This is a genomic window from Patiriisocius sp. 208BN25-11, from assembly GCF_058147145.1.
Map to the genome: position 1 here is coordinate 1 of NZ_JBYVJY010000163.1, position 232 is coordinate 232.

Here is a 232-nt window from a genome sequence, read left to right on the forward strand (position 1 = left end):
CCTTTCTTTTTTTAAAACCTTATTTTTATGGACTGCTCTCTTTTTTGAAAAAGAATACAGGAAATATCTTATTTGTGGTACTCTTAGCAATGATGCTTATTCCACAAACAAGAACTCCTATTCACGTATTTGTACATCGTATCTTTTCTTTTAGTCCTTCGGAAATTTCCGAAGAAAAAAGAGTCGTCATTAAAGATTATAATTAGGCACTGTCTGGTATGGACGGAACCAA

Annotated in this window: 1 pseudogene; it reads left to right on the top strand. The window is 32.8% G+C overall.

The features are described from left to right. Positions 1 to 206, top strand: a pseudogene (locus tag ACY2RS_RS15980) (hypothetical protein); the annotation flags it as partial. Positions 207 to 232 lie beyond the last annotated feature (26 nt).